We start from the raw sequence: 18723 nt of genomic DNA on the forward strand, positions 1-18723 counted from the left end.
CACAGTGGATAGACGACCTAGCCAGCGACGGGGCCGGTCTGCTAAGCGAAGGAACGTGGCTCCGGTGAGTCCGCCCAGGTTCCCTCAGCCGCCCGAGCGCAGGAGTCCCTGCGTTGCCGGGCATCCGGGTCGTCATGTCCGCATCGCGGCGCACGCGGTGACCGGGATCAGTCCCAGGTGGACGGATCGCCCCACGTCGTCATCCGCAGCCGGGGAAGATCCCGTACCGGAACCCGCGCCAGCTCGGGCAGGGTCGTGGCCACCGGATCGCGCAGCACCGCCGAGGCGAACGGGTCGTACGGCGTCGGCTCGGCGTTGCAGATGAGCACCGCGGCGCCCGCCTGGGCGGCCAGCCCCACCAGGCCGGCGGCCGGCTGCACGGTGAGCGAGGTGCCGGCGGCCAGCAGCAGGTCGCAGTCCAGGGCCGCCTCGCGCGCCCGGCGGAGCACGTCCGGGTCCAGCGGCTGCCCGAAGGACACCGTGGTCGACTTGAGGATCCCGTAGCAGCCCTCGCAGTGCGGGTCGTCCTCGCCCTCGGCGAGCCGGCGCAGCGCATCCCTCATCTGGCCACGGGCTCCGCAGGTGAGGCACACCGTGCCGAACAACGAGCCGTGCAGTTCGACAACCAACCCGGGGTCGGAACCGGCGCGCTGGTGCAGTTCGTCGATGTTCTGGGTCAGCAGAGCCCGTAGCCGGCCGCTGCGCTCCAGCTCTACCAGGGCGAGGTGGGTCGGGTTCGGCTCGGCGTGCCAGGCGGGGTGCTCCGCGCGGGCGCGCCAGGCCCGGCGGCGGACCTCCGGGTCGTCGACGTAGGCATGCAGCGTGAACAGCCGCTGTGTCTCCGGCTGCCGGGTCCACACGCCGTCCGGCCCGCGGAAGTCTGGGATGCCGGAGTCGGTGGACACCCCCGCGCCGGTGAGCACGGTGATCCGGCGGGCCGTGGCGATCAGTTCCGCCGCCTTCGCCCACTCGGCCCCGGTGTCCGTACCGCCTGGATGCACGGCCCCACCGTACGGGACATCGTGGACCGCTCCATAGCAGTCCGGTTACCGCCGGGTTCTACCGGCCGGTCACCTGCTGGGCGGACTGCACCAGCACATTTCCACGCACGTCGAAGTAGTGCGCGAAGCACGTCAAGGCAGGAGAAGTCGCGGCGACGGTCCCGCGGCATCACCTGCTGAGGCTGAGGATGTCGATGCCCCGCTTGTTGTCGGCCACGTACGCCAGACCCCGGTGCCACATTGGCTGCCAGGACGCCGCGTCACGCGGCCGGAAGTAGGCGATCTGGGTGGGGTTCGTCGGATCACTGACGTCCAGGAACCGGGTGCCCTGGGCATAGAAGGACTGCACCAGCACATTTCCACGCACGTCGAAGTAGTGCGCGGAGCAGTCGCCGCTGTTCGGGTCGCTGCCCTCCTGGCCGGCGACGCTCCAGGTGCCCAGGGTGCGCAGCCGGAACGGCTTGTCGGGCCTGGAGCGCCAGCCCTGGCCGTCGTAGGAGCCGGCGAGCGAGGAGATGACCAACACACCGTCTCCCGCGCACCCGGAGAGGAAGCTCTCCTCGGTCACGTAGAGGATGTCGCCGCGACCCCGGTGTCCGGCGGGCTGCCCGCCGTCCGCCGCGCGCCGCCCGACCGGCCGGTAGCTGTTGTGCATGAACTTGGAAGGGGCGGCCACCTCGTCGATGCCGCCGCCCGCGTAGGGCACCGGCTCGATCGGGGTCGCCCGGCGCATGGTGTTGCTCACCGGGTCGCGGTGAACGCCCTCGGTCCAGTACCCGCGCACGCCGCCCCGCCCGGATACCCACGCGATGCCGGCGTCATCGACCTGCACGTCGTGCACGTAGTCGGTCTTGCCGTCGTTGCGGCCGGTGTCGATGGGCTCGGGGAAGACCTTGGGGTTACGCGGGTCGCGGATGTCGGTGACCCAGACCGGGCGGCCGCCCCAGTCCGCCGGCATGTTGGCCGCCTTCGCCGGGCCCCCGGTCCACAGGTAGCGACAGTTGTTGACGCAGCTCGTGGTGTGGCCCGCCGGGACCTTCACGTAGCTGAGCACCTCCAGCCGTTCCGGGTTGCTGGCGTCGACCACGTAGACGCCGGACTCACCGGTCTGCGTGTTGCCGCCGAACGCGCGCGGATCACGAGCGAGGAAGACGAGCTTTCGAATTGGGTCGACCTCGGTGTCCTCGGTCTCCCACATCCCCGGCATGGACAGCCGGCCGACGAGCCTGGGCCGGGCCGGGTCCGCGGTGACGTCATAGGCCCGCAGCCCGAACTGGCCGGACACCAGCATCACGTCCCGTTGCCCGTACTGCAGGAAGTTCACCGAGATCGCGCCCTGGGCGTCGGGCACGCTGCCGACGTGCTGCACACCCTTGACCGAGCTGGTACCGCTGTCGGCCGCCCGGGTGGTGACGTCGTGCCCGCCCTCACCCGTGGCGTGGTCGGGGTCGCAGGCGTCGGCGGGCATCGTGGTCACGGTCAACGCGGCGGCGACGGCGAGGGCGAGACCGGAACGCAGGAACCAGCTACGGGTAGACACGTCCACCTCCCGGCGTGCGGTGGCGCGGCAGCGCGGCTCCACGCTAGGGCGGGTCACGGCGGTGCAACAACCGACGAACGGCCCCCGGCCCCTCCCCCGGACGGGGCCTGCCGTCGCCGCCGGCTTCTGGTGCGATGGCCCTGGTTCGACCGGAGACGATCAACGGAGGTGCCATGCGGGGCGGCATTGCGGTGCTCGTCGCGGTCCTGGTTGCCACGCTCGCCGGATGTTCCGGGAGCGGGCGGGAAGCCGCCGAACCCGGCGTGCTGTCGGTGGGCCTGCGCGAACCGGGGAGTCTGCTGCCGGCCCAGGCCCACACGGTCGCGCAGCGCACGATCGTCGGCGCGTTGTGGACGCCGTTGGTCACCGTCGACCAGGACCGCGTGGAGCCGGTGGCCGCCGAGTCGGTTACCAGCCAGGACCAGGTGAACTGGACGGTGCGGTTGCGCCCGGGAATGCGGTTCCACGACGGAACCCCGGTTACCGCAAAGTCCTATGTAGACACCTGGCAGGCGGTGGCTACCGAGCGGTGGCCCGGGTCCCGGGTGCTCACTGACGTGCTCCGTCCCGTGCGGATGCGCGCCGCGGACGAGACCACGGTGGAGATCGTGCTCGACCGCCCCTTCGGCCAGGTTCCGTTCGTCCTGGCTTCGCCCGCGTTGCTACCGCTCCCGGAGTCCGTCCTGTCCACACGGGACTGGTCGGGCTTCGCGCGTCACCCGGTAGGCACCGGACCGTACAAGATGACCGAGGCGTGGCGCCCTGGCAACGGTGCACGGCTCACTCGCTTCGACGCGTACAGCGGCCGCCGACCCGGCAAGGTGCGCGACATCGCGCTACGCGTGATCGACGATCCGATGGCCCAGTACGACCAGGTGCGCTCGGGTGATCTGGACCTCGCCACCCAGGTGCCCAAGGCACGACACGAATCGATGCGCAAGGACTTCCCCGACCGCCATGTCCTGTGGCCGCTCTCGGAGGTGAGCTATCTCGGGATCGCCGTTGCGGACACCCGCCTGGCCGAGGCCGCCGTGCGGCACGCGCTGGCATTGGCCGTCGGTCGGGAGGAGCTCGAGCGAGGTCCGTTGGGATACCAAGTCGATCTCGCGCAGGGTCTCGCCCCGCCCGCGGTGCCGTTGACGCAACGCTCCGGGCCATGTCGGCCGTGCACGCACGACCCGGAGGCGGCGAAGGCGTTGCTGGAGCAGTCCGGTGGTCTCACCGGTCCGGTGCCGTTGCGGTTCGACGCCGACTCCGCGCAAGGCCAGTGGGCACCGGCACTGGCCGAACAGCTTCGCCGTGTCCCCGGCGTCCCGGAGATCGTGCCGACCTCGCTGCCCGGCCCGGAGTTCCGTGCCCTGCTGGCGAACCGGCCTTCGGACGGGTTGTTCACCATCACCAGAACCCTGTGGTCGCCAAGCCCGTACGAGGCGTTGTCCGGGCTGGCGGGGCCCACGGGGTACGCGGACGAGGGCTTCGACCAGATGCTCGCCGCCTCCGAAGCCACCACCGACCCGGCCGAGATCGGCCGGCTCTCCCGGCTCGCCGAGAACCAGCTGCTGCGGGACCTACCGGTCATCCCGCTGTGGTCTGCCCACGGACACGCGGTGTGGAGCGACCGGGTATTCAACGTCACCGCGGAGGCCCTGGGCGGAATCGATCTGGCCTTCGTCGACCTCCGCGACTGACCGCTACCTCGCCGACCCGCGGGACCTCGCCGCGGCCAGGGTTCGTGCCCGGCCCGACACGATCTCGGGCGGACCGACCGGCGGAGCCTCAGCAGCGCCTGCAACCCGGCGGGAACCGGGAGCTGCTCGCGAGGGTCGGAGGAGGCATGCCCCGCACCCGACCCCGCCCGCCGTGGCTGGCGCTCACCCTCACCGGCCTGCTCCTCACCGTGGCCGGAACGTTCCTGCCCTGGCTGCGTTCGGGCCGCGTGTCCCGGGACAGCTACCAGGCACTCGGCGCATTGCACCGGCTGACCAGCGCCGGCGATGGTCCGGCGGGCACCCTCCTGGCGGCCTGGCCCTTCGTCGGCCCGTGGGCCGCAGCGTGCGCGGCCCTGCTCATCCTCGGCTACGGCAGGACCGCCGCCGCGACGATCGTGCTTTTGTCAGCAATGACGGGAACCGTATCGGGTGTCGCCTTCGTCCAAAGTGCCGCCGAGGGGGCGATGGTCGGGGTCTTGCCATGGGGTCCCGCCACGACCGCCTCGGGCGCGGCGCTGGCCGTGGTGGGGGTACTCGGCCCGCTCCTCGCCGGCCGCCGCAGGAATCCGAGCACATCAGGAGGGGCACCGTGAGCAACCCAGGTGGCGGCGACCAGTGGTCGCCCCAACAGCCCAACCCGCAGGGCTTTCCCCCGCCGGGCCAGCCCGGCTACCCGCCCACGACCATGCCCGGGCAGGGCTGGTCGGGCGCGCCGCAGCCGCCCCAGCCCCAGCCGGGCTGGGGACCCGACCCCGCGGCCGGGCAGCAGCCCCCGTTCGGGCAGCCGCCCTACGCCTACCCCGCGCCGCCGCCCGCCCCCAGGAGGAAGCGGACCGGGCTGCTGGTCGGCGCGCTGGTCGCCGTCGTGGCACTGGCTGCGGGCGGTGTCGGCGGGTGGTACGCGCTGCGGCAGGCCGCCGCCTCGGGTGAGGAGAACCCGACCGCCGCGGCCACCCGGCTGCTGACCGCGGTCGGCAACAACGACGTCGTCGGCCTGATGGACGGGCTGGCGCCGGCCGAGGCCGCACTGGCCCGGGAGAGCCTGGGCGGCACGGTCGACGAGCTGAAGCGGCTGGAGATCCTCAAGCCGGAGGCCGACCCCGCCAACATCGGCGGGCTTCAGGTCACGGTCGAGGGCCTGCGGTTCGACGATGCCGCGGCCGAGGTGGTCAACGACCATCTCACGATCACCAAGCTGGTCGAGGGCAAGATCACCATCAACTCCGACCTGAACCAGCTCCCACTGACCGACAGGTTCCTCACGCTGACCAAGCTCGACCGCACCGCCAGGACCAGGGAGAGCGAGACGGTCGACATCGCCGAGGAGGTCCGCAAGAAGGGGGAGCCGGTGCGGATCGCCACGGTGCGGACCGACGACGGCTGGTACCCGAGCCTGTTCTACACGATCGCCGACCACGCCCTGCTGGACGCGGGCGAGAAGTGGCCCACGCAGAGCATTCCGGCCAACGGCGCGGACTCGCCGGAGGCGGCCCTGCGGGCGATGGTCGAGGCCGCCGGCAAGGCGGACGTGCGCCGGCTGATCGAGCTGCTGCCGCCGGACGAGATGGCTGTGCTGCACGATGTCGGCCCGCTGCTGGTCGACAAGGCCGCGGCCGGGCTGCCGACGGGTGGCGGCAGCATGAAGGTGGTCGAGCTGGACGTGGAGCGCAAGGACGTCCCCGGCGGCGTTTCGTTGCTGCCGAACAAGTTCGTGGCGGAGGCCGACGGCCAGCGCGTCTCCTTCGTGCGGGACGGCGAGTGCTACGACGTGACCCTGGGCCGTCAGCGGGACCGGGTGTGCGCCGCCGACGTGGCGAAGCAGATGGGGAAGAACAGCCGGAAGCGCCCGCCGAAGGCGGTGCGCGAGATGGTCGACCGGATCATGACGAGCCTGACGGACGTGGGGCTGGTCACCGTGGAGATCGACGGCAGGTGGTACGTGAGTCCGGGGCGCACCATGAACGAGGTGTGGCTGTCGGTGCTGCGCGGCCTCCAGCCGAAGGACATCGAGGAACTGGCCAAGCTCTCGAAGTGACCGAAACCGGCAGGGCGTCCCCCGGGACATCTCCGGGGGACGCCGCAATTCCCAGTGGTCTCGGACACAGTGGACAGAGCGTGACCCGGTGAGTGGACCCGATCAATCGGGCGTCCGCCCTGGTCAGGCCAGCCACGACGAGATGTAGAACGATTTAGGCCGAGGCAGGTGGCCACCGGATGTGCACGATGCCCCGCCGGGAGGTATCCCAACACGCGGGCACCCCTACTTGAACACCAATACAGGACAAGCGTACTGTTTGGGTCGAGTGGGCACCCGCAAGCACATCCCCACGATGTGCGCGAGACTTCGCCCCGAAGGCAAGTTCCCGGACTTTGCGGCCCGTCGCGAGATGGAGTGAGACGTGACTGCACCTGCGAGCAAGGACAGCTTCCGCGCGCGCGGAACGCTGCAGGTCGGCGACGCCTCCTATGAGGTGTTCCGGCTCAGCGCGGTCGAGGGCGCGCAGCGCCTGCCGTACAGCCTGAAGGTCCTGCTGGAGAACCTGCTGCGCACCGAGGACGGCGCGAACATCACCGCCGACCACGTGCGCGCGCTGGCCAACTGGGATCCCACCGCCGAGCCGGCCACCGAGATCCAGTTCACCCCGGCGCGGGTCATCATGCAGGACTTCACCGGCGTGCCGTGCGTGGTCGACCTGGCCACCATGCGCGAAGCCGTCACCGCCCTGGGCGGCGACCCGGCGAAGGTGAACCCGCTGGCCCCGGCCGAGCTGGTCATCGACCACTCGGTCATCGCCGACATCTTCGGCCGGCCGGACGCCTTCGAGCGCAACGTCGACCTGGAGTACGAGCGCAACAAGGAGCGCTACCAGTTCCTGCGCTGGGGCCAGAGTGCGTTCGACGAGTTCAAGGTCGTCCCGCCGGGCACCGGCATCGTGCACCAGGTCAACATCGAGCACCTGGCCCGCGTGGTCATGACCCGCAACGGCCAGGCATACCCCGACACCCTGGTCGGCACCGACAGCCACACCACCATGGTCAACGGCCTGGGCGTGCTGGGCTGGGGCGTGGGCGGCATCGAGGCCGAGGCCGCGATGCTCGGCCAGCCGGTGAGCATGCTCATCCCGCGCGTGGTGGGCTTCAAGCTGCACGGCGAGCTGCCCGCCGGCGCCACCGCCACCGACCTGGTGCTGACCATCACCGAGATGCTGCGCAACCACGGCGTGGTCGGCAAGTTCGTCGAGTTCTACGGCTCCGGCGTCCCCGCGGTGCCGCTGGCCAACCGGGCCACCATCGGCAACATGAGCCCGGAGTTCGGCTCCACCTGCGCGATCTTCCCGATCGACAGCGAGACCCTGGACTACCTGCGGTTCACCGGCCGCAGCCCGGAGCAGGTGGCGTTGGTCGAGGCATACGCCAAGGAGCAGGGCCTGTGGCACGACCCGCAGGCCGAGCCCGCCTACTCCGAGCACCTGGAGCTGGACCTGGGCACCGTGGTGCCCTCGATCGCCGGACCGAAGCGGCCGCAGGACCGCATCGCGCTGACCGACGCCAAGCCGGCCTTCCGGGCCGCACTCGGTGACTACGTCGCGCACGCGCCCACGCAGCCGTCGGACTCGCCGGTCGACGAGGCCTCCGCCGAGTCGTTCCCGGCCAGCGACTCGCCGACCTACGGTCACGAGGAGAACGGCGCCGGCAAGCCCCGCCCGTACGTCTCCGCCGCGGTCGACACCCAGGGCCGGCCCAGCGCACCGACCCTGGTGACGCTGGAGGACGGCACCACCTGCGAGCTGGACCACGGCGCGGTCGCGATCGCGGCCATCACCTCCTGCACCAACACCTCCAACCCGTCGGTGATGATCGGCGCGGCGCTGCTGGCCAAGAAGGCGGTGGAGCACGGGCTGGAGCGCAAGCCGTGGGTGAAGACCACGCTGGCCCCGGGCTCGAAGGTGGTCATGGACTACTACGAGCGCGCCGGCCTGCTGCCGTACCTGGAGAAGCTGGGCTTCCACCTGGTCGGCTACGGCTGCACCACCTGCATCGGCAACTCCGGCCCGCTGCCGGAGGAGATCTCGCAGAAGGTGCAGGAGACCGACCTGGCCGTGGTGTCGGTGCTGTCCGGCAACCGCAACTTCGAGGGCCGGATCAACCCCGACGTCAAGATGAACTACCTGGCCAGCCCGCCGCTGGTGGTGGCCTACGCGCTGGCCGGCACCATGGACCTGGACCTGACCCGGGAGCCGCTGGGCACCGACCGCGAGGGCAAGCCGGTCTACCTGACCGACATCTGGCCGTCGCCGCAGGAGGTGCAGGAGGTCATCACCTCCTCGATGTCGGCGGGTGCGTTCACGCAGAGCTACTCCGACGTGTTCGCCGGTGACGAGCGGTGGCGCTCGCTGCCCACGCCGAGTGGCAACACCTTCGAGTGGGCCGACGACTCCACCTACGTCCGCAAGCCCCCGTACTTCGAGGGCATGCAGGACCAGCCGGAGCCGGTCACCGACATCGCCGGCGCACGGGTGCTGGCCCTGCTGGGCGACTCGGTCACCACCGACCACATCTCGCCCGCCGGCGCCATCAAGCCCGACTCGCCGGCCGGCAGGTACCTGCAGGCGCACGGGGTGGAGCGCAAGGACTTCAACTCCTACGGCTCCCGCCGCGGCAACCACGAGGTGATGATCCGCGGCACCTTCGCCAACATCCGGCTGCGCAACCTGTTGCTGGACGACGTGCAGGGCGGTTTCACCCGCAACTTCCTCAACGGCGGCGAGCAGACCACCATCTACGACGCGGCGACGGACTACGCCAGGGCCGGCGTCCCGCTGGTGGTGCTGGCAGGCAAGGAGTACGGCTCCGGCTCGTCCCGCGACTGGGCCGCCAAGGGCACCAGCCTGCTGGGCGTGCGCGCGGTCATCGCCGAGTCCTTCGAGCGGATCCACCGCTCGAACCTAATCGGCATGGGTGTGCTGCCGCTGCAGTTCCCGGAGGGCCAGTCGGCCGTCTCGCTGGGCCTGGACGGCACCGAGACCTTCGACATCGCCGGCATCACCGCGCTCAACAACGGTGAGACGCCGCGCTCGGTGAAGGTCACCGCGCGCAAGGACGACGGCTCCACCGTGGAGTTCGACGGGGTGGTCCGCATCGACACCCCGGGTGAGGCGGACTACTACCGCAACGGTGGCATCCTGCAGTACGTGCTGCGCAAGATGCTACGGAGCTGACCTCCGGCACACGCATCGAGGAGCGGGGACGTCCACTGTGGACGTCCCCGTTTTCTTTCTTCCCTTAGCCCGATTGACGGAGCTCCTGCTCCGAAGAATGACACGACCTCCTCCTGAAAGGGGATGCGCCGTGCGCTCCAGTGATCGATGATGCTTTCGATGGGGGTCATGATCTGGCCACATCGAACTGGGGAGGAGATCTCTTGAGACTGAGCATTCGGCGGCTCACCGGCGCGGTGCTGGCCGCCGCGCTGTTCACCGGTGTGTCCGTGACGACGGCCGTCGCAGCACCCGACGCGACCGGTGTAGGCCAGCAGGCCACGCATGACCGCTCCGAGCTACGGGAGGCCATGCGCGAGCTGGTCGCGGCCGGAGCGGTCGGCGTGCAGGTGCGTGTGCACAACGAGCGGGGCGACTGGACCGGCAGCGAGGGAACGCGCCTTCTTCGCGGCGGTGGGAAGGTACCGACCGACGGTCGATTCCGCATCGGCAGCATCAGCAAGACCATGTTGTCCACCGTGGTGCTGCAGCTGGTCGGCGAGGGAAAGATCGGGCTGGACGACCCGGTGGACCGCTACCTGCCACGGTTCGGCCTCGACGTGCGGATCACCGTCCGCATGTTGCTGCAGCACACCAGCGGGATCTTCAACTACACGGGCGAGTCGAAGGAGGACGGCACCGTTGAGCCCGGGATCCCGTTGTTCGGCCAGGACTTCGTGGACAACCGGTTCCGCACCTACCAGCCCGACGAGCTGGTGCGGCTCGCACTGTCCAAGCCGGCCCGGTTCGAGCCGGGCCAGGGTTGGTCGTACTCGAACACCAACTACGTCCTGGCCGGGCTGCTGGTCGAGAAGGTGACCGGCAGGTCCTACGCCACCGAGATGCGACACCGCATCCTGTGGCCGCTCGGGATGTGGCAGACGAGCCTTCCGGGCACGCGCACCACGATTCCCGGCCCGCACGCGCACGGCTACCACGCCTTCCAGCGGGAGGGCGAGCTGCAGGTCGTCGACGCGACCAGGCTGAACCCCTCGTGGGCCTACGGCGCGGGAGAGGTGATCTCCACGACGAGGGACCTCGACACCTTCATCTCCGCGCTGCTCGGAGGCAAGCTCCTTCCGCCGAACCTGCTCGCCGAGATGCGCAGGATGCGTCCGACCAATCCCGTCGAGGGCTACGGCCTGGGCCTGGCCGAGACGACGCTGGGTCTGGAGTGCGGAGAGACCATGCTGGGCCACGGCGGTGGCATCCACGGGTACGTCTCGTTCCTGTACGGCAACGCCGACCTCAGCAAGCGCTTCCAGATGTCCGTGACCACGGGAGCGGTGGACCTCGACAACCCCGACGCGGCCGCCAAGTTCTTCACCCCCGTGTTGAAGATCATGAACCTGGCGGTGTGCGGCAAGACCACGCCGGCCAAGCCGGACGCCGCCCAGTCCCAGGACCTCCGGCCGAACCTTCGCTAGCCCCGACCGGCTCGCCGGTGGATGTCTCCCGGGACGTCCACCGGCGAGCCGTTCCGACCTCCGCCGTTGCCCACCAGGGGCATGCCCGTTGTCCGGGCCGACGAGCCACTCGCCCTCGCTAGGCCCAGCCTCGCGGTGTGGGAAGGATCTCGAAGCCACGGAGGTCTTCAGGCGCCTCCTCGCGGACCTCGACCTCTCGGACGTCAGCGCCGCGCGGGCCGTGATGGGCCCAGCCCACCAACCGTTCCACCGAGTCGTCGGTGCCCTCGAAGACCGCTTCCACATCCCCGTTCGGGAGGTTGCGCACCCACCCCGACACGCCGTGCTCGATGGCCGTGCGCCGACAGGTGTCCCGGAAGAAGACGCCCTGGACCAGGCCGGACACGATCACGTGTTTGCGCACCATGTTCCAAGACGGTACGACGGGTGGACCGGTGGCTGCTGGATCAGATCTGGCCGAGCCGCCCGGCGAGTTGGTCCACCCGCCTGCGGGCCGTGCCGGCGGTGCGCTCCGCTGACCGCACGCGCCGCTCGGATTCCTGCCGCCGGTCCCTGATACCGGCCAGCTCCTCCGCCAGCTCCCCCAGCTCGGCCACCAGCTCGGTACGACGCCGCCGCACCTCCTCGCGTTCGGCGTCCCGCTCCGCCAGTTCGCTACGGGCCCGCTCCACCTCGGCCTCGGCGTCGCGCAGCCGCTGCCGGGCCTCGGCCAGCTCGGTCTCGATCCGCCCGCGGCGTTGCCGGTCGAGCTCGTCCCCGCCTCGTTTCCGGTCCGATGCTGGCGCTTTCCGCGCGCCGGTCGCGGTGGACCGGGGCTTTGCTCCTCCGGCGCGGGGAGCGGGTCGGGTGGGCGGGGCACCGAACCCGGAATCGCCGGCCAGCGCCCGGTCGAGCCGGCCGGACCGAACCCCCGCGGCGGCGTCGGGGTCGGCCAGGGCCGCGGTGAGAGTCTGCTCCACCTGCCGTACGGCGTCGCCGGAGAGGGGATGCCCGGCGTCGGCGGCCAGCTGCCGCGCCTGGCGGGTGAGCCCGGAAAGCACCTCGTGCCGCTGCCGGTTGAGCCGGCGCAACGCCTCTCCCCGTAGCTCCTGCTGGGCGGCCCGCAGCTCCTCGCCGAGCGTCAGCAGGCGGTCCAGCAGGTCGCCGCGTTGCCGGGCCAGGAGGTTGACCGCCCAGGCGGCCCGGGTCGGCTTCCGCAGCCGCCGCACGTCGGCGGCCAGCTCCGTCTCTCCCGCCTCGGCCGCGGCGTCGGCGTGCCGGTCACGGGCCGCCACGAACCCCTCCGGCGACGCCCCGTAGACCTCGTCGGCGATCTCCCCCAGGCGATCCTGACCCATGACGGACCAGTCTCGGTCCCGGTGGCCCCAACCGCAGCCCGGGGCGGTGATCCCACAACCGGCTGATTATCGGTCGCCGGCGCTTCCTCACCTGGACCTGCCGACGATCACCGCCGTACAGTCCGGAACCCTCGCGTCCTCCCCACCGAATTCCGCGCGGCTCCCGGCGGTCGCCATTGCCGACACGGCACCCGGTTCGGGGCTGCCGGACGTGGGAAAGCCAGAAAGGAGAAGGCTAGTTGGAGAAGTCGACGTCCCTGGCCCGCAAGGGATTGGTGTTCACGTTCCTGTTCGGCGCCGCCGCCCTTCTCCCGACGACTGGCGCGACCGCCGCCGAGTCCGGGCCGGAGGGCGCGTCGGCGGGCACCGGGGTCGGGGCCGGGGTGCAGGACCGGCAGCAGTGCTCCCCGCAGGGTGACATCCTCACCAGCGCCAAGCCGTGGACCGACCCGGCCGACGGCCAGCAACACCACCTGGTCACCGAGATCGGCCCGGATGGGAAGGCCAACCTGGCCAAGTTCGGCGGGGGTCAACACCAGCAGATGGACATCTGCGTGAACCCCGAGGACTCCCGGACGGCCTTCCTGAAGCCGCGCAACGTCGGTGACCGGAGCATGTGCTACGGCGTGCCGGGCAAGAACCTGGCGGACAACACCCCGCTGTCGCAGGTGCCGTGCGGCTCGTCGAACGACAGCGCCGAGATCGCCCTGTTCGACAAGTCTCCCAACGGGAACGACGTCGTGCTCAAGGTGGTGCACCGACAGCCCGACGGTTCGGTGCACTTCAAGTGTGTCGCGCCCGCCGGCGGCAACGTCAGCCCGCAGCAGCAAATCGTTCAGGTCTCCTGCGGTGCGATTGACACCAGTGCCCCGCAGAACCGTTGGATCCTCGTCGGTCTTCCCAAGGCCGGGTGAGAAGAGGGAGCGGTTCTCCCCCTGCCGGGGCGGCGGTTCCGCCCCGGTGGGAGGGGGCAACCGGCGGCAGCGAGAAACGTCCCACTGCCAGGACACGTCCCGGCACCACGGAGTCACGGAGTCTCGGGCGCCGTTCTCCCGGTGGAGTCCTACCGGTCGCTTATCGCGGCTCGAGGAGGAAGACCCGGATCTGCCGGTCACCACTGCGCTCGTCGTAGGTGTCGTAGCCGGGCCAGACCTTGGTGATCGCCGCCCACGCCTCGGCGCGTTCGGCACCCTCGAGGAGCCGGCCGCGCACCGGGATCCGCCTGCCCCGCAACAGGATCTCGGCATCGGGGTGGGCCAGCAGGTTCTCGCTCCACGCGGGATGGTGTGCCTGCCCCCAGTTGGAGCCGGTGACCAGGTAGCCGTTGCGGAACTTTACCGGCAGCAACGGCACCTCTCGGGGCTTGCCGCTGCGGCGCCCGGTCGTGGTCAGCACCACCGGTGGGATCCCGACCAGCCCGAGCAGGCTGACCCTGCCGCGGGTGCGGCGTTGCACCACGAGGTCGAGGGGAACCAGCTTGCGCCCCACGGAGGCCAGCCACTCCTGCTGGCCGAGTCGCTGGCCCAGCTTCATCAACAGGCTCATGGGCGTTCATTGAAGCCCCTGACGTCCGCTTCCGCCATGGTGCGTGCCGGGTTCCCGGCCTCGGTCACGCCTCCCACCGGGCAGCGGGTGGCCGCTGTTGACGCGGCCACCGGCCGGCAAACCTCGTCTTCCGGTTGCGGCAGCTGCCACTTCCGGAAGGCCCCGGTGCCTGGCCAGCGGATCAGGCCGCGGTTACGTTCGGTGACGGCTGCGGTGCACCACCAGCCGGGAACGCCAGTCGGCTCCCAACCCGCCAAACGAAGGGAACAGCATGGAGAAGAAGGTCTACGAGGCCCCGGTGCTCATCGAGGTCGGCTCCTTCCGCCAGGCCACCGGACTCCTCCAGAAGAACGGCAACGACCGGCTGATCCTCAGCAAGAACTGAGCGGGTCCTCCGCAGACCATGCCTGTCCGGAACGAGGCGACGGGCCACGGCGAGGAGTACTTCGTGGTCCTGCCGGACCACGAGGCCGCCTTCGCCGTGGCCCCGTCGTTGCGGGCACCCCGTGTCGTGGCCCATGCGTCGGGCCGGCCCTGGCTGGTGGGCCGCTGGGGCGAGAGTTCACTGCGGGTGGCCGAGACGGGCCCGACCCGGCTGGCCGTCCTCGGCTGCTGCCCCGTCACCGCCGAGGAGCTGCGGTACGAGGCCGAGCGGCTCGGTGACCTCGCCGACCTCGACCGGCTGGCCCGGCGTCTCCCGGGCACCTTCCACCTCCTCGCCGCGCACGGCGGACGGCTGCGCGCCCAGGGCAATGCCGCCGGCCTGCGGCGGGTCTTCCACGCCATGGTCGGCGATATCACGGTGCTCTCCGACCGCGCCGACCTGCTCGGCGGCTTGGCGGGTGCGGCGCTCGACGAGCGGCAGATCGCGGCCCGCCTGCTGTGGCCCGCCCCCCACCCGTTGCCGGAGACCCCACTGTGGCGAGGGGTGTCCGGGGTTCCGGCCGACTGCTGCGTGACCGTCGCGGCGGACAGCCGAACGACCCGGGTCTCCCGCTGGTGGTATCCGCCGGAGCCGACGATCGCACTCGCCGAGGGGGCACCACGCCTGCGGGAGGCGCTCGCCACCGCGGTCCGTGTTCGCGCCGGGGCCGGCGGCGCCCTCAGCTGCGACCTGTCCGGCGGCCTGGACTCGACGTCGATCTGCTTCCTGGCCGGTCGGGACGCCCGGGTGCTGGCCAGCACGTGGCCCGGCCGGGACCCGGCCGACGACGACCTGGCGTGGGCCCGCCGGGCCGCGGCGCACCTGCCCGCTGTCGAGCACCTGGTGTGGCCGGCCGAGGAGTCCCCGCTGGTGTACGCCGGGCTGCTGGAGATCGACGACCGGCTCGACGAGCCGACGATCGGGGTGATGGACCGGGCGCGGGTGCTCTGCCATCTTCCCCGGCTGGCTGCTCATGGCAGCCGGCTGCACCTGACCGGCATCGGTGGCGACCACATCGCCTGGTGCTCGGAGGCGCACTACCACGACCTGGTCAGACGGCAACCCGGCTTCGCGTTGCGGCAGCTGCGGGGGTTCCGCGCGCTGTTCACCTGGCCAACGGCGGGCATGCTCCGCGCACTGTCCGACGGCCGTTCCTACCGCCGTTGGCTGGCCGACTCGGTGCGGACGCTGCGGGCCGAGCGGCCGTCCTCGGTCCAGGTGGCGCTCGGGTGGGGCATGCCGCCACGGCTGTTCGACTGGGTCACCCCGCAGGCCGAGCGGGCCGCCCGGGAGGTCATCCTGGCGGCCGCCGAGGCCGCCGAGCCGCTTGCCGAGGGCCACGGCCAGCACGTCGACCTGGAGCAGATCCTGGGCTGTACCCGGATCCTGCGGCAGTGGGACCAGATGGCCGCGCGGGTGGGGCTGCCGATGGCGCACCCGTTCCTGGACGACCGGGTCGTCGAGGCCGCCCTTGCGGTGCGGCCGGACGAGCGGGTCACGCCCTGGCAGTACAAGCCGCTGCTGGTGGCGGCCATGCGGGGCATCGTGCCGGACGAGTGCCTGCGGCGGCGGAGCAAGGCGCAGGCCGCGATGGACGCGGCCCAGGGGCTGCGCGAGCACCGGGGTGACCTCCTCGCGCTGTGGACGGACTCCCGGCTGGCCGAGCTCGGTCTGGTCGACGCCGGTCGGCTCCGCGCCCTGGCGCAGCGCCCGGACACCCCCGAACTTCAGGAAGCGATCCTGTACTCGACCATCGCCTGCGAGGTCTGGTTGCGCGCGCTGGAATCGTCCCGCACCGCTCCGGCACCCGCGGCCCCGACTCATTAGGAGAACCCGCCTTGGGCCTTCGGTTCCGCGCGCACGTCTCCACGACGGAGACGGAGTACGGCACGGTGTTGCTCGACGAGCGCAACGGGCGGTACTGGCAGCTCAACCCGACCGGTGCCCTGGTGGTGCGGATGTTGCTCGCCGGCGACAGCACCGAGGAGGCCGCCCTCGCCCTGGCCACCGAGTTCGACGTCACCGCCGACCAGGCGCAGCGGGACGTGACCGACCTGGTCGACGGGTTGCGTGCGGCGGGGCTGGTGACGTCGTGACGACGCCGGGCGCGCTGAACCGGCCCGGCGGCCTGCGGCTGGGGACCCGGCTGCGGGCCCGCACGGCGGTGACGGCGGCGAAGCTGCTGGCCCTGCTCCCGCCCCGTCGTATCCGGACGGTGCTCCACCTGCTCCGCCGAGGTGCCCGGCCGGCCACGGCAGCGGAGACGCAGAGGGCGCGGGATGCGGCGGAGGCCGTCAGCCTGAGCTGCGCCGGGCCGCGCGGCTGCCTGCCACGGTCGCTGGCGACCACACTGCTGTGCCGGTGGTCCGGGTACTGGCCGACCTGGTGCGTCGGCGTGCGGATCGTCCCGCCGTTCGGCGCGCACGCCTGGGTCGAGGCGGACGGCGAACTCGTCGGGGAACAGGTGCCGGCCACGTATTTCAGCCGGCTGATCACGGTGCCGCCCCGGTGAGCTCCGGCCAGGGTGAGCCGCCCGGTCGTGACCGTGCGGGGTGGCGCGACCTGGTACGGCTGGTCCTCGGCCAGCGGGTGGCGATCGCCGGGGCAGTCCTGTTCACCCTGCTCGGCTCCGGCCTGGGGCTGATGCAGCCGCTGCTGGCCCGGGAGGCGATCGACCGGGCTGGCACCGGCCCGCCGCTGTGGCCACTGTTCGGCGCGCTGGCGGCGTTGTTCGCGGCGCAGGCCGCGGTCAACGCGTTCGGCCGCTTCCTGCTGGAGCGATGTGGGGAAGGGATCGTCCTCGGGTTGCGGCGCCGTCTGGTCCATCGCCTGTTGCGGCTGCGGATCCAGGTCTATGACCGGCACCGGATCGGCGATTTGGTCTCCCGGGTGAGCGCCGACACGACCGCGTTGCGGAACGTGGTCGCGCAGGGCTTCGTCGACGTGGTCAGCGGTGCGATGACGGCCGTCGGAACCATCGCCCTGATGGTGTGGCTGGACCCGGTGTTGTCGTTGGTCGTCGCCGCGGTCGTCGCGGTTGCCGCCCTGCTGGTCCTGTCGGTGTTCTCCGGCCTGCGGTCGGCAAGTGAGGCGGCGCAGGGCAGTGTCGGTGCCATGACCGCGGAGCTGGAACGCGCGCTGGGCGCGATCCGGACGGTGCGGGTGAACCGCGCCGAGGATCGTGAGACCGGTCGGGTCACCGCGCGGGCCGGGGACGCCTACGTGGCCGGGGTACGGGCGGCCCGGCTGGCCTCGGTCATGAGCCCGGCGGTCGAGCTGGCGATGCACGGGTCGTTCCTGCTCGTCCTGGTGGTGGGTGGCATCCGGGTCGGCGCCGAGGCGACCTCCCTGGGCAACCTGGTGGCGTTCCTGCTCTACGCCACCTACCTGGTGATGCCGCTGGCGTCGGTGTTGGAGGCCACCGGCACGTTCGGCCGGGCGCTGGGCGCCTTGCAACGTGTCCACGAGGTGTTCCGGTTGCCGGTGGAGACCGACGCCCCGGCCCCGGTGCGGCCGGGGCGTACGGGCAGGAACGCCCACGTAGCCTTGGAGTTCGACGACGTGTGGTTCCGGTACGACCAACGCGGTGTGCTGCGGGGCGTCTCGTTCACGGTGGCACCCCACTCGCACGTCGCCCTGGTTGGCATGTCGGGTGCGGGAAAGTCCACGGTCTTCAACCTGGTTGCCCGGTTCTACGATCCGGACCGGGGAAGGATCCTGCTGGATGGCCGACCCGCCGACGAGCTCGGGCGGGCGGCCTGCCGTTCCCGCATCGCCCTGGTGGACCAGCAAGCGACGGTCCTGCACGGCACCCTGCGCGACAACATCACCTATGCCGTACCGGATGCCGACGAGGCGGAGATCGAGCGGGTCCTGCGGCTGGTGCGGTTGGACGGTCTGGTGTCCCGGTTGCCGGACAAAATGTCCACAGTGGTGGGAGAACGCGGAATCCTGTTGTCCGGTGGGGAGCGGCAACGTGTCGCGATCGCACGCGCGTTGTTGACGCGCCCTTCCCTGCTCCTGCTGGACGAGCCGACCTCCCAGCTGGATGCGATCAACGAGGCCGCGCTGGCCGCGACCATCACCGAGGTCCGGCGGGAATGTGCGCTCCTGGTGATCGCGCACCGGTTGTCGACAGTGCGGCGGGCCGACCGGATCGTGGTGCTGGACCGTGGACGGGTGGCCGTGACCGGCACCCATGAGGAGCTGATGGCGACGAGCACGCGGTACCGCGATCTGGCCGAGGGTCGGCTGGCACCGGCTCGCGCGGGCGGCGAGTCACTCGGTGACCCCACGGCGGCGGTGGACCGGCATTGCGCCGGATAGCTCACCCGTTCAGATCACAGGATGATCAATAGGCCACTCGCATATCGTTGCCGAATCAACGGAAGCTTGGGCGGTGCAGGCAATTCTGCTACAAGTGATGGCGATGTCATCATCGGCAGCGTTCTCTTCAGGCCGCATCAGGCGAATGTGCGCCGC

General features: G+C 71.2%; 16 protein-coding genes. 11 read left to right on the forward strand and 5 right to left on the reverse strand.

The genetic code is table 11. The features are described 5' to 3' along the window. Positions 1-167: 167 nt before the first annotated feature. Both IEY55_RS14160 and IEY55_RS14165 read right to left on the reverse strand, forming a co-directional pair. Positions 168-1001, reverse strand: coding sequence for an SIR2 family NAD-dependent protein deacylase (locus tag IEY55_RS14160; RefSeq protein WP_229686369.1), 834 nt, complete (start codon positions 999-1001; stop codon positions 168-170). 169 nt (positions 1002-1170) lie between these two features. Beyond that, positions 1171-2541: an LVIVD repeat-containing protein gene (locus tag IEY55_RS14165; protein WP_189057937.1), complete on the reverse strand. Its 1371-nt coding sequence runs from the start codon at positions 2539-2541 to the stop codon at positions 1171-1173. Positions 2542-2714: 173 nt separating this feature from the next. Here IEY55_RS14165 and IEY55_RS14170 point away from each other — a divergent pair, with 173 nt between their 5' ends. The 5 genes from IEY55_RS14170 to IEY55_RS14190 all read left to right on the forward strand — a co-directional run bounded on the left by IEY55_RS14170 (position 2715) and on the right by IEY55_RS14190 (position 10935). Continuing rightward, the gene (locus IEY55_RS14170) at positions 2715-4229 is read left to right on the forward strand and encodes an ABC transporter substrate-binding protein (protein WP_189057939.1); all 1515 of its coding nucleotides are present in this window, start codon (positions 2715-2717) and stop codon (positions 4227-4229) included. Positions 4230-4375: 146 nt separating this feature from the next. Then, positions 4376-4843 carry a hypothetical protein gene (locus IEY55_RS14175; RefSeq protein ID WP_189057941.1) on the forward strand — a complete coding sequence of 156 codons (468 nt, stop codon included), beginning with the start codon at positions 4376-4378 and terminating at the stop codon, positions 4841-4843. Further along, entirely contained in the window at positions 4840-6285 is a 1446-nt protein-coding gene (locus IEY55_RS14180) for a flagellar basal body protein FliL (RefSeq protein WP_189057942.1), read from the forward strand. The genes IEY55_RS14175 and IEY55_RS14180 overlap by 4 nt, the downstream gene beginning before the upstream one ends. 364 nt (positions 6286-6649) lie before the next feature. Beyond that, a complete protein-coding gene (locus IEY55_RS14185) occupies positions 6650-9469 on the forward strand; it encodes an aconitate hydratase (RefSeq protein WP_189057944.1) in 2820 nt (939 codons plus the stop codon). A 203-nt stretch (positions 9470-9672) separates the two neighbouring features. Next, on the forward strand, positions 9673-10935 hold the full coding sequence (locus tag IEY55_RS14190; protein WP_229686370.1) for a serine hydrolase domain-containing protein: 1263 nt from the start codon (positions 9673-9675) through the stop codon (positions 10933-10935). A 118-nt stretch (positions 10936-11053) separates the two neighbouring features. Here the strand turns inward: IEY55_RS14190 and IEY55_RS14195 are convergent, their stop codons facing one another. Together IEY55_RS14195 and IEY55_RS14200 are read right to left on the reverse strand one after the other, a co-directional pair. Further along, the gene (locus IEY55_RS14195) at positions 11054-11341 is read right to left on the reverse strand and encodes an acylphosphatase (protein ID WP_189057946.1); all 288 of its coding nucleotides are present in this window, start codon (positions 11339-11341) and stop codon (positions 11054-11056) included. A gap of 40 nt (positions 11342-11381) precedes the next feature. Beyond that, positions 11382-12272: a hypothetical protein gene (locus IEY55_RS14200; protein WP_189057948.1), complete on the reverse strand. Its 891-nt coding sequence runs from the start codon at positions 12270-12272 to the stop codon at positions 11382-11384. A 239-nt stretch (positions 12273-12511) separates the two neighbouring features. Between IEY55_RS14200 and IEY55_RS14205 the strand changes: the two genes are divergently transcribed. Beyond that, complete coding sequence (locus IEY55_RS14205; protein ID WP_189057950.1) at positions 12512-13186, forward strand: ricin-type beta-trefoil lectin domain protein; 675 nt, start codon at positions 12512-12514, stop codon at positions 13184-13186. Positions 13187-13346: 160 nt separating this feature from the next. Here IEY55_RS14205 and IEY55_RS14210 read toward each other — a convergent pair whose 3' ends face one another. Then, on the reverse strand, positions 13347-13817 hold the full coding sequence (locus IEY55_RS14210; RefSeq protein ID WP_189057952.1) for a nitroreductase family deazaflavin-dependent oxidoreductase: 471 nt from the start codon (positions 13815-13817) through the stop codon (positions 13347-13349). Between the two features lie 271 nt (positions 13818-14088). Between IEY55_RS14210 and IEY55_RS14215 the strand changes: the two genes are divergently transcribed. Genes IEY55_RS14215 through IEY55_RS14235 form a run of 5 tightly spaced genes read left to right on the forward strand, consistent with a single transcriptional unit; the run spans position 14089 to position 18567 of the window. Next, positions 14089-14202 carry a keywimysin-related RiPP gene (locus IEY55_RS14215; protein WP_189057960.1) on the forward strand — a complete coding sequence of 38 codons (114 nt, stop codon included), beginning with the start codon at positions 14089-14091 and terminating at the stop codon, positions 14200-14202. An 18-nt stretch (positions 14203-14220) separates the two neighbouring features. Beyond that, on the forward strand, positions 14221-16068 hold the full coding sequence (locus IEY55_RS14220; protein ID WP_189057962.1) for an asparagine synthase-related protein: 1848 nt from the start codon (positions 14221-14223) through the stop codon (positions 16066-16068). Positions 16069-16079: 11 nt separating this feature from the next. After that, on the forward strand, positions 16080-16337 hold the full coding sequence (locus tag IEY55_RS14225; protein WP_189057964.1) for a lasso peptide biosynthesis PqqD family chaperone: 258 nt from the start codon (positions 16080-16082) through the stop codon (positions 16335-16337). Next, positions 16334-16753 (forward strand): lasso peptide biosynthesis B2 protein, encoded by a 420-nt coding sequence (locus IEY55_RS14230; protein WP_189057966.1) that lies wholly within the window; start codon positions 16334-16336, stop codon positions 16751-16753. Before IEY55_RS14225 ends, IEY55_RS14230 begins: the two co-directional genes overlap by 4 nt. Beyond that, a complete protein-coding gene (locus tag IEY55_RS14235; protein ID WP_229686371.1) occupies positions 16750-18567 on the forward strand; it encodes an ABC transporter ATP-binding protein in 1818 nt (605 codons plus the stop codon). Before IEY55_RS14230 ends, IEY55_RS14235 begins: the two co-directional genes overlap by 4 nt. The last annotated feature ends 156 nt before the right edge of the window (positions 18568-18723 follow it).

It is taken from the genome of Longimycelium tulufanense (genome assembly GCF_014645795.1).
Taxonomy (GTDB): domain Bacteria; phylum Actinomycetota; class Actinomycetes; order Mycobacteriales; family Pseudonocardiaceae; genus Longimycelium; species Longimycelium tulufanense.